Below are 13,395 nucleotides of genomic sequence, written 5' to 3' on the forward strand. Positions count from 1 at the left end.
GGAAAATTGAACGATAGTTATCGCTCAATGACATCTTAAAAACAATCATGATGAGAAAATATTTGTGTATAATACTTCTTTTTATAGCCGCAGCAGGTAGTCTGCGTGCCCAGACGCTGACAGCTAAATTGGTCCCGCTCCGTTTAGCGGCAAGCTTCGAACGTGTAAAAGAATCCCTTCCGAATATGGCCGGCCAGTTTGTGGACAGCAAAATGAAAATTACAGCCTTGGAAAGTACAGATTCCACGGCCAGCTTTGAAATTGAGGAGCAGGGAATAAGTATTGAGACGGTTGTGGATAACGAAAAAGACTATAATAAACTGGTCGCGGCAGCAGCAAAAGATGTTTCCAAGCCGAGTATTCATCTGCTGTATACGTATATCCTAAACAATAAAAAATTGAAAGTGCCGCCGCCGAGAAAAATCTTTTTCGCTCCGGAGTACGGGGTACTCTGGACCTTGATCGCAAAAAAAGTGGCCGAAAAGGAAACCGAAATTGCCCTGCACTACAAATCGCTATCGCCGGCATTCGCCGAGAAAATCGAAAGCGAATTTGAAAGCGATAGCTATTACAGCCATAAAATCGTAAAAATTAACGTCAATGATAAGCGCATGCGTAACCTGATCAACGAAGTTTTGATCAATCAGATGCATGTCGACAGGGACTATCCCGCGCCAACGTATCCCGCGCGCAATTAATGATCGCTGGGCCGCTTATCGTTCATATCCGTTTATTGCTCTTTATTGTGCCAAGCTTGCTGTAATTTGGCTTTCGCCAGCAAGGAATACCGGGCATAAAAGTCCTGATGGAGGATTTATTTGCTAATTTTATTAGTATATTAATCGTTTTTAGTATATTTGTTTGGTTAATGGGAGATACCCAGCGATGCTACACTCAAGCACAGGAAATGGCAGGTGTACGTATGAAAGGATTGGGAGACGATTAAAACAGATAAAATGCACGTAAAGTTTATTCAGCTGATCAAACAACACAGCCAGCTATCGGAATCCGAGATTGAGCTGCTCAAAACGTATATGGAGCCTGTGCGCTATGCTAAGCATCAGCTCATTGAAGAGGAGGGAAAGGTACCGGCTTACCTTTATTTTGTGGTGTCGGGCTTTGTTCGTCTGTTCCATTACAATGATAAAGGCGATGAACTGACGACACATATCAACTGCCCGCCGGGATTTATCTGCTCTTACCAAAATTTCAGCAACCAGACCTGCACCGAAGAAAATCTGGAAAGTATAACCGACTGCGAACTGCTACGCATCAGTAAGGCAAACCTCGATCTGCTTATGGTGCAATCGCCTGCTTTTAAAGATTTTAGCATGTATGTGTTTCAGCAAGCTTTGAGTTACAATGAGAAGAGATCGAAAGAGCTAGCCACGCTTACGGCTGAAAAACGTTACCTTAAACTCATGGCCGAGCAGCCGGAGTTGCTGCACAATGTACCCATGCGATATATCGCATCTTTCCTCGGTATGAACCCCAAAAGTTTGAGCCGAATCCGCAAACAGATCATTAGGTAACATTTGTGAACTGGTTTTGAATGGCCAAAGCAGAACTTTGTGCTATCATTTAAAATCAAACACATGACAACAAAAAAACTGGTATTGGTGTCGGGTGCAAATGGGCACCTGGGAAATAACCTGGTCAGACTGCTGCTCACAAGGGGTTTTCAGGTACGCGCTTCTGTGCGAAATGTCGATAACAACGCTGCGTTGAAAAACTTGCCCTGCGAACTCGTAGCGGCAGATATCACCGATAAGGCCTCTTTTGTCAGGGCGCTCCAGGGCGTGGATACGTTCTATGCCGTGGGGGCGGCTTTTAAGCTATGGGCCCGCGATCCGCAAAAGGAAATCTACGACGTGAATATGCAGGGTACCCGCAATTGCATCGAAGCCGCCGCAGAGGCAGGCGTCAAAAAAATCATCTATGTAAGCTCCATTGCTGCACTGGATTATACGCATACCCCCACAAAGAAGAGGAATGGCTACAACCCCGACCGGCGGGATGCCTATTACAATTCCAAAAACGATGGCGAAAAGCTGGCCTTTAAACTGGCGGCCGAACTGGGCATCGAACTGGTGTCGGTCATGCCCGGTGCCATGATTGGCAGCGAAAGCTCCCTGCCCCTCAACGTTTCCTACGATGTGCTCCGCCTTATTCTGACCAAGCAGATTCCTGTCGATACCGGCATCGCCCTCAACTGGGTGGACGTCAAGGATGTCGCCGAGGGCTGCTACCTCGCCGCCCTCCACGGAAAAGCAGGCGAACGTTATATTTTGGCCAATGAAAAGTGTATGACGATAACCGATACGACCAAATGGGCACAGAAACTATATCCCGAATTAGGGCTCAAGATTCCCGCAGCGGTTCCCAAAATGTTGCTTTATGGAGTAGCAGGACTTATGGAGCTCGCAGGACGGTTGAAAGGTGCGGCGCCAACGATTACCCGCAAAGATATTGCGATGTTTTCGGGCCTGCAGCAGGATTTTGATATCAGCAAAGCACGCACCGAACTGGGCTTTAATCCCAAAAGCAGCGAAGAGGCGCTACGTGAGGCATTGGCCTACCTGATGGAACATCGAATGGTTTAAAGGTGGCCGAGACCAAGGACGCTTGATGTACTGGCTTAAACCTTAGTTCACACGCTTTCATCAGGATGCGGTTCGGCATGCGGTATGGTAAACCAAAAATTGCTGCCTTGGCCGGGACTGCTGTCCACACCGATCTCACCACCATGGCGCTTGACAATTTCTGCCGAGATATACAGCCCCAATCCAAGTCCCGAGTACTTCTTGCCATCGGGATAGACCCTGTAATAACGCTCGAAAATCTGCTGCTGTAGCTCCGCTGGAATGCCTTCGCCATAATCCCTTACATTGATCTTAACAGATCGGGGAAGCTGCTCGATGCGCACGTCAATGGTATGCGAAGCCGGTGCATATTTGATGGCATTGTTGATCAGGTTGGAGACCACCTGTTCGATGCGCTGTTCATCAGCATGGAGCCTGGCCTCGATGTCGCCCTCCAGGTTGAGCTGATGCTTGCCGATCATATTGATGTCGCGAAAGCAGGAGCGGATCATTTGGGCTGCTACAAAAGTTGTGGTATTCAGTTCGAGCTGCCCTAGGCTGATGCGGTGCATATTCAACAGGTCATCTACGAGTGCGGTTATTTTTTTGATGCTGGCGCCCGACATGTCAATAAGTTTGCCGATGGTGGCATCTGCCGATTTGTCTTTCAGCATCTCCAGCATCTGTATCGTCCCCCGAAGGCTGGTAATGGGGGTTTTGAGCTCGTGGCTGGCGATACTCAGAAAATCTTCTTTTTGCGCCTCGTAATTTTTGCGGGTGGTTACATCGACCGTTACCCCGATCAGATCGATTGGGGTGCCTTCGGCATCATAGTGGGGCAGTCCCGAGGAATTGATCCAATGGAGCGAACCATCTGGCCAGCGGGTCATATATTCGGCCTGATAGGTAATCTTTTTGGCAATGGCTTCCTCCACTTTTTGCTGCACCATATCACGGTGCTCGGGGATAATGGCCTGAATGAAGTCTTCAAATTCAAAGGTCTCATTTGGCGGTAGGCCAAAATGGCCTTTACAGGTAGCTGAAGCCTGGTTTTTCCAGTTTTGGATATCCAGGTGATAGGTGCCCAGTTCGCCGGCTTTGAGGGCCATTTCCAGCTCCTGATTGAGCTCTTCCAGATGGTTGTTCTGCCGGATACGCTCGGTCACCTCGTTGGCGATCACAATAATGGATTCTGTTTTTCCGTCTTCGCCTTTGACCGGTTCGTAAATAAAATCAAAATAATGGGTGCTTACTATTCCATCCTCTTCTAATTCTACGGGTGCCGTATCACCGATATAGGCTTGTCCGCTCGTGAACACGTTGTCGAGCAGATCAAAATAAGGCTGGCCTTCGAGCTCCGGCAAGGCTTTTGCGAGCGGCGAGCCTACCACGGCATCGGTTTTACCCCATATATGGAGTACCTTATCGTTGGCGACCTCGATCGTCATTTCGCGGCCCGTTAGAATGGCAAAGGCGATGGGTGCTTTGGTGATAAAGGATTTCAAGCGCTGCTCGTTCTTCTTGAGGTTTTTGTTGAGCAGCAGGGTCACATCATACGATTTGAAAAGCATGCTGTTTGTCTGGGTAAGCTGCGCATTGGCAGCTTCGAGCTCGCTGTTGAGGTCGAGCAGCCGCTGCTGCATATTGGCCAGATGGGTATTGACGGCGGCAACCTCTTCGATCTTTGCTAGTGCTGATTGGCGCAAAGCGACCTGATCCATAGCTGTTTGGGCAAAGGAGGCCAGCTTGTCCCGTTCGGCTTCGTTAAACTCGCGCGGCTGATGGTCGGCAATGCTGAATGTGCCGATCAGAAATCCATCGGCTGTCACTAGCGGGGCACCGGCATAGAAGCGAAGAGCATGGCTGTCGATCCAGGTGCGATCTCCGGTCCAGGCTTTTTTGCGTAGCAGATCTTCAATCACCATCACCTGCTGATGTTCAATAGTACTGGAAAAAAGGCTATTCGCGCGGCTGATAGGCTCAGCCTGGTCGATGCCCAGGCTGGATTTAATAAAGATATGATCTGCACCGACAAAGGTGAGCAACAGTGCTGGCACCTGAAAAACCTGTGCAGCTAGCTGCAGCAGGCCATCAAAAATGCTTTCGGAAGGACTATCAATAATATCGTAGCGCTGTAATGCCGCTAGCCGATCCATTTCCCTACGGTTTACAGCAGCTTCGTTGAATACATTTTCTATCATATGGCCCGATGAATCTTTGAAGTAAAGATAACCCAATCTCGGCGAAATTGCTATTGCAATGCAATAATTTTTCCTTATAAAATAAAAAAAAGCTACCGTTTACTTTTCGGTAATCGAACCTGTCCGAAATGATCGTTGCTGTTTTCTTACTGTTCCTGAAATTGAAAGCCCACACGGATCGCTTTCAGGCCAACGAGGCCCTGTAGGTCTTCCACCTCAAACTGTTCGATTTCATCTTTCAATAATCCTTTGTGTTGAAGCAGGTTGATGTAGCCTAGATACTCTGTCTCTTCATGTATATTGGAGTAAACAATGACCAGTTTGCCTTTTTGGGTAATGCGCTCTGTCGAGCCTTTGATCTTGGCTTTGTCGATCCGTTTCTTGGCAATTTCATAGCGCACATTGTAGGAGCCGTCGATATCGAACTGCTTCTCGTCCATGCGAAAGCGGATGGAAATGGGGGTGGCAAAGACCAGTATCAGGGAGGTAACCTCGAGCAGGTGGGGCAGTGAGGGTTGCAGCTGCCTAAATTCCTGCTCCATGGCACACATCACCTGCAGTTGCCACAGGCGTAAATTGCGTAGATAATACAGCTCAAAATTCCGGTCCGGAGCAATGGATGCCCCGATATACATATTGTGCTCGATACCATCTGTCTTGTAGCGCTCGTAGTAATGTGGAAAGTACTGTTGGGCTTCCACCTGCTTCTCGTCGAGGACGGCCACCAGCTTTTTGTTGATCAGCGTGATGGAGTTGTCATAATCCTGGCGGGCCTCATAAAAACCGCCGATGGACAGGTTGATCCGCTCAAAATAACGGTCTATGGCCTCTGTGGCGAGGCTATTTGTGTTATTCTTTCTGAAATTCTCCAGAATAGGATGGATATCCTGGTTAAAATAATCGAGCATAAGCTGTTCCGTATCCGTCAGCAGCCCATGTTGCAGCGTCGTCAGATTTCGTTCCAAATCGAATATTTTCTGCTCAAATAGGGGTAATGGCTGCGTCTGGTTGACCGCCGTAAACAGCGCGATAAGCTCCTCGCTCTGATTGATCAGATCTTGCCGGATGGCCTGATTTCGGGATTCGGAGGAGCCCTGTACGTCGATTTGTCCATATAGCGGATAAACATGGTCAAAGACGATTTCCTGCAGGGCATAGTCTTTGCCGAAGGCGCGGTCGTTGAGGAAATGGATGGCTTCTTCCTGAAACCGCCATTTGACACTCGGGTGGATCGATGTATATTCTTTTTGGATCACCGCTTCAATCTGGTTTTCAGTTTCGGAAAATGCTTTCGAGACTTTATCCTTTATAAAGGGCAAGATGAAATTGAGCTTGTTGGCATTGACCGAATTGAGTTCGCGTACCCTGGAGGAAGACATTTCCAGTAAACCCAGCACTTTGTCGCCCTCGATCAGGGGAACAAAAATAAAGCTCTTTACATTTTGCTGCTTCAGCTTATTGATAAAAAAGGCCTGTTTTGGATCAGCAATCGGCAGTTTGTCAATATCCGGCACAACAAGGTATTCGTCCTTGCTGAGCATGCGCTCCAGGGTCTCGCTGCAGAGCATGCTTTCACACTCCTCGATGGTCGAATCGTAAAGTAGGTGACTGTACAGCTGTTTTTCGACAAGCCGTAAGTTGTACTCGTCCCTGACTTTTTCAAAGGAGGTGAGTCCGATCCGCAGATCATTTATTTTATAAATCGACCTGAAGATGCTTTCTATTTCCGCCATTTGGATCGCACTTTTTTCGCGCAGCAGATTGCTCTTGAAGCTCGATACCGCATTTTCAATGGTGGCATCGAAGAGCGTCATAATGGAAAAGCCCTTCAGGATCCAGCTCTGCTCGGGGAATTTGGACTTCCATAAGGCAATATCTGAAAAGTTGTCGACCAGTTCGGTAATATCTTCTGCCGAAAGGTCGATAGCCTGTTCTGTCGGAAGGACATCGATAAAATCGGCATTGAAGAGGACGCGGTAATGATGAATGATATTATTCTTGTCTGGAATATCCAAAAAGAGCGGGGCATCCATAGCATCCACCTTAAAGCCATAATATTGACTGATGATGACGCAGCAATTGAGGATATAATAGGTGTCGGGCGAGATGTCGCGCAGACTAAATTCATAGTGATCGCCGGCGTCCTGTAATATTTTTTCCAGTCTTGCGGTATGGTTGAACGTATAGAGATGGAAGGGAATGGTAATGGCCTTGATCTCATTATGCGTCAGTGAGCTTGGAAACAGATCTGCCAGCAGCACCTTGATGATAGGCTCGTATCGCAGCAGGTCTTCGGCTTTTTCTACGCCCTCGATAAGTTCGGGGTATTTGCTGATTTCTTCCAGCAGCGATCGGGCGTAATTAGCCTGAAAGCCAACCGGCGATAGGGCCGCTGCTTCAAAAGAGGGTATAATCTTATGAAAAGCGATCAGGGTTTTAAACGGACTGGAATCAAAGGCGAAATTAAACTGCATAATGGTTGTTCCCGACTAAATTAGATTATTGCTGGAAGATGTACAAAAATATAAAATAATCAGCGAAAAGAAAATCCAAAGCGCAAGGCTAAAAACGTTGTACTTTGGATTTTTCGGATGGGTCCGTCATCGGATGCGACGTAAAGCAAGATAGATGGTAGTTGCCGTTTTCATTATTGCCATACCTAGAATGGTGGTGGATTGCTGATGGGTAGGGTAGGCTACAATAAATAGGATGCGGAAATTTGGATTCGTTAAATTAATATCGTAATATTGCGATGTATTAATTGGCAATATGGGAATTACGAAAACAGAAATTTACACCGACGAGCAGAATAAACTGGCTTCATTCCTCAAGGTCTTAGCACATCCGGCACGGATAGCAATTCTTCAGTACATCATAAACCAAAAGGCATGTATCTGTAACGATTTGGTTGAGGAATTGGGATTGGCACAGGCGACGATATCGCAGCACCTGAAAGAGCTTAAAAATATAGGCCTCATTCAGGGTACCATAGCGGGAAAATCAGTCTGTTATTGCATTGACGAAAATGTGTGGAAGCAAACCCAAGGTGTACTGAATACATTCTTTATCCAGGATGTAAAAGTAAAAGGATGCTGTTAGTGCATTTTTTTTGGCAATACGTATCGTAATATTGCGATATATTATTAATAAATAGCGCGTTCATTTTAAATTGAATTATTATGAGATTATCAGAAATTAAAGAAGTCCTTCCAACCTTAACAAATGTTGAGTTTCAATTGGAAAACGGCAATTTTGTGCCCGAGCATTTCCATGTGACCGAGGTTGGTCAAATTACTAAGAACTTTATCGATTGTGGTGGCGTTATCCGGAATGAGAGCGTAGTCAACTTTCAATTGTGGAATGCGGACGATTATGAGCACCGCCTCAAACCTGCAAAGCTGCTCCATATCATCAAGCTCTCTGAAGAAAAACTAGGACTGGAAGATGCTGACATCGAAGTGGAATACCAAAGCGATACCATCGGTAAGTACGACCTTGATTTTAATGGGAAAACGTTTATACTGAAAAATAAAACGACTGCTTGTCTGGCGCAGGATGCCTGTGGCATACCATCGGAAAAAACGAAGCTGAACCTGGCGCAGCTACCGATAGCGCAACCCTCATGCTGTACACCTGGATCAGGATGTTGTTAAATTGTTGATCATCGCATGATATACCCTAAATTAGCGGATACCGTTGAGCAGCTCAATTGGACGCGATTAGATAACGAAGGTAGCAGCACCGTTTTAAAGCCTTTGATCCTTGCTATTCAGGAGAAGGTTGATCAATCGGAGGCTGTAAACCTCAATTTCATCTGTACCCATAATTCAAGGCGCAGCCACTTGTCCCAGGTTTGGGCGCAGGTGGCAAGTGCATATTTCAATATTCCAAAGGTATATTGTTATTCGGGCGGTACAGAAGAAACGGCCCTATTTCCTAAAGTAGCGGAGACGTTAGCCGGGCAGGGTTTCCATATCTTTACGGTTTCGGATACTCATAACCCTGTATATGCTATAAAATATGATGACAATGCGCTTCCCGTAATTGGTTTTTCAAAAAAATATGATAGCCCCTTTAATCCGGTATCGAAGTTTATCGCCATTATGACCTGTTCGCAGGCCGATGGGGGATGCCCGTTTATAGCAGGTGCCGATAGAAGGTTTCCGGTTACTTTTGAGGATCCCAAAATCGCTGATGATACACCCGACCAGACCAGAATATATGCCGAGCGGAGCCTTGAAATTGCAAGGAGCATGTTTTATGTCTTTTCAAAAATCAAGCGATAGCCATGCAGCCAAAATTAAAATTTCTGGACGTTTCCGTATCAAGGAAATAACACATACAAACTGAGTATGCTACTGACGGGAATACTTATGTTGTCGTAACCGTCTTTGCTACATGCTTCGGCTATTGTCACCACGAGTGCCAGGGTACATATCATGGTGATTTCGCTTAGGTGCAGGCTTGGCTCATGGAGATAGTGTCCAATTACGATCACTGTAATAAAAGCACATATAAAGAACACGGCGGATCCTACCAGTGTTTTTCGCGCACCGAATAGGCGGTAAGAACCATAAGGCCATTTTTTGCCGGATAATGCCGCCATCGGATCACATAGTGCTAAGGTGAGTAGCGGCAAATAATAAAAAATAGCCCCCTTGCCCAACATAGCCTGGGCGAGAAAGCAGAGATAGACCGCTGCGGGATAGGCCAGGCTACCGACAGATTTTCGGTCGATTGCATGGATCGATTTCAATAAACCGAACTTGATGGATAGCAATAAAATCAAGGCGAACAATCCGCATAGGATAAAAACAGACCAGTGGCTTGTGATCAAAATCGGGAATAATAGGCAGATTATCCCTGTGCCTACATGAACGAGTTTTCGGGTAAACTCGGCTTTAACCTTAAACTGTTGATACAATAGTTCAGCTAGTGCGAATAGCAGTAAGAATAGGCTAGCTAAGAGAAGCATATTCCATAAATCGTTTTTCATCATCTTGTTTTTAAAGGTAAATGAGCCCATACATGGCTCCGCTGAATATAAAGCTGTCAAATCGGTCTAGTATTCCGCCATGCCCTGGAATGAGGGTACCATAATCTTTAATTCGGCAGATTCGCTTGTACCACGAAGCCAATAGATCGCCCAACAATGCTGAAAAGCAAATAAAAAGGCTAGTCATTAAAGTTTGCATGTCGGACAATTCCATGGAAGGAAAGAGGAACAAGCTGGTACTGCTGACAATGACCAAAGCGCCAACTAAACCCGCAATTGTTTTATTGGGACTAATCGATGGAATAAGTTTTCTTTTGCCGAATAATTGACCGCAGAGCTGGCTGAATCCATCAAAAACCACGACCGTAAAATAGATGAAACAAACCTTTTCTGTCGATGCCCTGTGGCCAAAATTTATAAACGCAGCGATAAGCGCGAGGTAAAGGACTACTACTGAACAAAAAAATAACAGCGACCGTGCTGAAGATAGATGAGCGTTGACAATCTCGTATAGACCGACTATTCCAATGCAAATGGCCAAAAGACTGATATAGTCCGTATAAATGGACAAAAAGACAAGGGTCAATATAAGGAAGTAAAAACCCAGTTTTAGCCAGCGTTCCCTTGCTTGTGCAACTGGACTATTCCTATTGAGATAGCCAGTGACCAATGCGCCAATGCCAAAAAATAACAACAATATATTCGCTATTAATACATACATGATTAAGCCCTTCTGTGTAATTGGATAAGGAATATACTTTTCAGATTGGATTGCAGCTTCGGGAGGATAATCACGAGCACCAATTCTTCCAGGTAGGCCAGATAGCTTACGGCTAACATCAGGTGGAAATAAAAGGTGTTGAATCCGAATACAAAATAAACAAAGATAAATATGCCCTGAAGATAGCCCGTTAATTTATAGGACCATAAGTGGAAGCTGGGAAAGCGTTTAAATCGGATAAGCGCATAGATCTGGGGAATAATCCATAGGACAATTAGCAGGATAAATTCGATTTTATAGGCCATTACAAAGCCTTTTTCCAATGTTATCATGCCGATGAAAGCCATCAGGTATGTGCCGATATCTGCGACAGAATCTAATTTGGCGCCAAATTCCGTCTGAAGGTTAAATAGCCTGGCAATTAGTCCATCGAGGATATCACTAATCAGGTTGATGGATAATAAGAGGATAAAGAGATCCCTGTCTGCGGTGAAAAGTGCATAGCTGATAAAGGGCAATGCCAGTATACGGTAGGCGGAAAGTGCATTGGGCACATTCCATCTGTTTTCTTTTTTAGTTTCCATTTTATAATGATTTTTTTCTGCCAAATTTTTGATGTGCCTGTGTAAACTGACCTGCGGAAAGGGCTGCGGCGATCGATAATTCTCCTGCGAGAACAAGTGCTGCGGCTATTTCAGCATATTTTATGGCGTTCCCTTCGCCATAGCAGTCCATCATTTCCAGGCACTCTCTTTGGGTCGGGAGCTTTGTTCCACCACCGACAGTGCCGACAATAAGATTGGGCAAGGTCACTGCCGCATAGAGTGAACCGTCTTTATTCAGCTCCATGCGCGTGATACCGGTTGCTGCTTCGGCAACACAGGCGACATCCTGACCCGTTGCTAAAAACAAGGCGGCCAATCCATTGGCGTAGTGCCCCTGTGCCCCTATAGCTCCGCTTTGAATAACCCCCATGGTAGATGTACGCCAATAGCGGTCTATCAGTTCGGATGAAGTTTTAAGGACTTCGGACACGATGTTGGCCGGTAGTGTTATTTCGGCAGTTACCTTTTTGCCCCTAACATGATGGAAAGCCGCGGCGGTTGCTTTTTTATCTCCCGAGCTGTTTCCCTCAATAAACCAGTGACTGGGTTTGATGGGACAAGAGGCCATCATAAATTGGCAGAGAGCCTCTGTGCAGATGGTAACCATATTCTGGCCTGCTGCATCTGCAGTGAAATACTCAAAGGAGATGGTTAAATGATTGCCTTCGATCTGTATGCGGGTATCGGTTAACTTGGCAAAACGGCTTGTACGCCTTACGATTTCCTGAAAGTTTTCTTTCTCTGCGAGGAACCAGGAAACGAAGAGACTCAGATCCTTGATGTTCTCAAATTTGAATACAGGGCTTCTTTGAACCCCTTCTTGCAGACAGATCGATGTTATCCCGCCGGCCATTAAACTGGCTCTGGATCCGCGGTGATAGGATGCAACCAATGCTCCTTCCGTCGTCGCAAGCGGGATATGGTAATTTCCATTGGCCGAAGTTCCATGAACCTGAAGAGGGCCAATGACACCTGTCGGGATTTGACTCATACCGATAAAGTTTTCAATGTTGCCCTGAAAAAGTGCTGGTTCTAGGCGTGTGCCCGTCAAGATCGGGAATTGCTGGCCTGTTGCACTTTCGAGGTAGCTTGATAATGCTGCGGTGCCCTCATGACTAATTTCGCGCGAAAATGGCAACGTCTTTGACATTTCACTTGGGCTGGCTAAGCCCTCTGGTTTATTTAATACGATTTTCATAACTGGCTTTTAATAAATAAATATCGATTGTCTTCCAAAGTTATTGTGATAATCGCAGTTTAAATTGTGGTAAACAATAATTTAATTTTTTATTTTTGTGATTATCGCAAAAAAAATAGTGAACTTATGTATCAGGAGAAGTTGATTCAGGAAATACAGCGGAAAATCGATCCCGCGAAATCTCTTATCGAGGTGATTGCAGGCGCCCTCGATATTAGTTATGATGCGGCGCACCGCAGAATCTCCATGAAGAGCAAATTTTCAATCGGGGAGACGGTGCAGCTTGCAAATCGCTTTTCACTTTCTTTGGATAAGCTATTTCAGCAAAGTGATCACATCTTAGTGAAAAAAACGCCAGAAATTCAGTCCTTTAATGATCTGTCAAATTACCTGGAGCATTCGTTTAAATCCTTAACGGAGTTTGAACCCAATCTGCAGACTTACCTGTATTACTCGGCTAAGGATATTCCAATCTTTTATACCATCAATACAGGGTTATTGTCCATATTCAAAAAATATGTATGGCTCAATTTATTGGGTTCGGACGGATTGGAACTGTCTTTCGAATCTTTTTTGGCGAATACACCTATCGATGGTAGAGGTCAGAAGCTCCACGATTATTATTCGTCCATCCGGGTGAAAGAGATCTGGAACGATACCACCATTAACAGTACCCTGCAGCAGATCATCTATTTTTCGCAGGCCGGTTTACTGACTGCCGAAAACGGAAAGCTGCTCTGTGAGCAGCTTAAAGAACTGCTATTTTCACTGGAGAAAAGTTGTGTACCAAGCAACGACCAGTACCAGCTGTACTACCATGAGTTATTGATTTTAAACAATAATGTCCTTGTTGGAAATAACGACCGGAGGTCACTATTCGTTCCGCATACGATGCTTGGTTATTTTATCACCAATGATAAAGACAGCTGTCAACACGCCTTCCATTTCTATCAGCATCAGCTCAAAAACTCCAGATTGTTAAATACAGCAGGAACGCGGGACAAAAAAATATTTTTTAACAAGGTGTACCAAAAGATCGACCGCTATAAAGCACAGGTAAGTGTGGATCATGAAATGTAAAGGTTGCTCGAT

At 45.5% G+C, this 13,395-nt stretch carries 13 protein-coding genes; 7 read left to right on the plus strand and 6 right to left on the minus strand.

The window, feature by feature from the left end; genetic code table 11:
* The first annotated feature begins 47 nt into the window (after positions 1-47).
* From B3E92_RS05920 to B3E92_RS05930, 3 genes are all read left to right on the plus strand, one after another.
* Entirely contained in the window at positions 48-698 is a 651-nt protein-coding gene (locus tag B3E92_RS05920) for a transcriptional regulator (RefSeq protein ID WP_286895857.1), read from the plus strand.
* A gap of 258 nt (positions 699-956) precedes the next feature.
* Complete coding sequence (locus B3E92_RS05925) at positions 957-1,532, plus strand: Crp/Fnr family transcriptional regulator (RefSeq protein WP_286895860.1); 576 nt, start codon at positions 957-959, stop codon at positions 1,530-1,532.
* A 63-nt stretch (positions 1,533-1,595) separates the two neighbouring features.
* Positions 1,596-2,603, plus strand: a complete 1,008-nt coding sequence (locus B3E92_RS05930; protein WP_286895862.1) for an NAD-dependent epimerase/dehydratase family protein — start codon at positions 1,596-1,598, stop codon at positions 2,601-2,603.
* A 47-nt stretch (positions 2,604-2,650) separates the two neighbouring features.
* On the opposite strand, the gene B3E92_RS05935 is transcribed toward B3E92_RS05930, so the two are convergent.
* Together B3E92_RS05935 and B3E92_RS05940 are read right to left on the minus strand one after the other, a co-directional pair.
* Positions 2,651-4,783: an ATP-binding protein gene (locus B3E92_RS05935; protein WP_286895864.1), complete on the minus strand. Its 2,133-nt coding sequence runs from the start codon at positions 4,781-4,783 to the stop codon at positions 2,651-2,653.
* Between the two features lie 146 nt (positions 4,784-4,929).
* Complete coding sequence (locus B3E92_RS05940; protein WP_286895865.1) at positions 4,930-7,257, minus strand: GAF domain-containing protein; 2,328 nt, start codon at positions 7,255-7,257, stop codon at positions 4,930-4,932.
* 295 nt (positions 7,258-7,552) lie between these two features.
* Between B3E92_RS05940 and B3E92_RS05945 the strand changes: the two genes are divergently transcribed.
* From B3E92_RS05945 to B3E92_RS05955, 3 genes are all read left to right on the plus strand, one after another.
* Positions 7,553-7,882, plus strand: coding sequence for an ArsR/SmtB family transcription factor (locus B3E92_RS05945; protein ID WP_286895867.1), 330 nt, complete (start codon positions 7,553-7,555; stop codon positions 7,880-7,882).
* Positions 7,883-7,962: 80 nt separating this feature from the next.
* Positions 7,963-8,436: a DUF6428 family protein gene (locus B3E92_RS05950; RefSeq protein ID WP_286895869.1), complete on the plus strand. Its 474-nt coding sequence runs from the start codon at positions 7,963-7,965 to the stop codon at positions 8,434-8,436.
* A gap of 18 nt (positions 8,437-8,454) precedes the next feature.
* On the plus strand, positions 8,455-9,069 hold the full coding sequence (locus B3E92_RS05955) for a low molecular weight phosphatase family protein (RefSeq protein ID WP_376781294.1): 615 nt from the start codon (positions 8,455-8,457) through the stop codon (positions 9,067-9,069).
* A gap of 38 nt (positions 9,070-9,107) precedes the next feature.
* Here B3E92_RS05955 and B3E92_RS05960 read toward each other — a convergent pair whose 3' ends face one another.
* Genes B3E92_RS05960 through B3E92_RS05975 form a run of 4 tightly spaced genes read right to left on the minus strand, consistent with a single transcriptional unit; the run spans position 9,108 to position 12,303 of the window.
* A complete protein-coding gene (locus B3E92_RS05960) occupies positions 9,108-9,782 on the minus strand; it encodes a phosphatidate cytidylyltransferase (RefSeq protein ID WP_286770268.1) in 675 nt (224 codons plus the stop codon).
* 7 nt (positions 9,783-9,789) lie between these two features.
* Positions 9,790-10,500: a phosphatidate cytidylyltransferase gene (locus B3E92_RS05965; protein WP_286895873.1), complete on the minus strand. Its 711-nt coding sequence runs from the start codon at positions 10,498-10,500 to the stop codon at positions 9,790-9,792.
* A gap of 2 nt (positions 10,501-10,502) precedes the next feature.
* Positions 10,503-11,084 carry a CDP-alcohol phosphatidyltransferase family protein gene (locus B3E92_RS05970; RefSeq protein WP_286895875.1) on the minus strand — a complete coding sequence of 194 codons (582 nt, stop codon included), beginning with the start codon at positions 11,082-11,084 and terminating at the stop codon, positions 10,503-10,505.
* Between the two features lies 1 nt (position 11,085).
* Positions 11,086-12,303: a hydroxymethylglutaryl-CoA reductase gene (locus tag B3E92_RS05975; RefSeq protein ID WP_286895877.1), complete on the minus strand. Its 1,218-nt coding sequence runs from the start codon at positions 12,301-12,303 to the stop codon at positions 11,086-11,088.
* 126 nt (positions 12,304-12,429) lie between these two features.
* Between B3E92_RS05975 and B3E92_RS05980 the strand changes: the two genes are divergently transcribed.
* Positions 12,430-13,383, plus strand: a complete 954-nt coding sequence (locus tag B3E92_RS05980) for a hypothetical protein (protein ID WP_286895879.1) — start codon at positions 12,430-12,432, stop codon at positions 13,381-13,383.
* Positions 13,384-13,395: the final 12 nt, after the last annotated feature.

Source organism: Sphingobacterium sp. UBA6317 (assembly GCF_002440385.1).
In the GTDB taxonomy this organism is placed as follows: domain Bacteria; phylum Bacteroidota; class Bacteroidia; order Sphingobacteriales; family Sphingobacteriaceae; genus Sphingobacterium; species Sphingobacterium multivorum.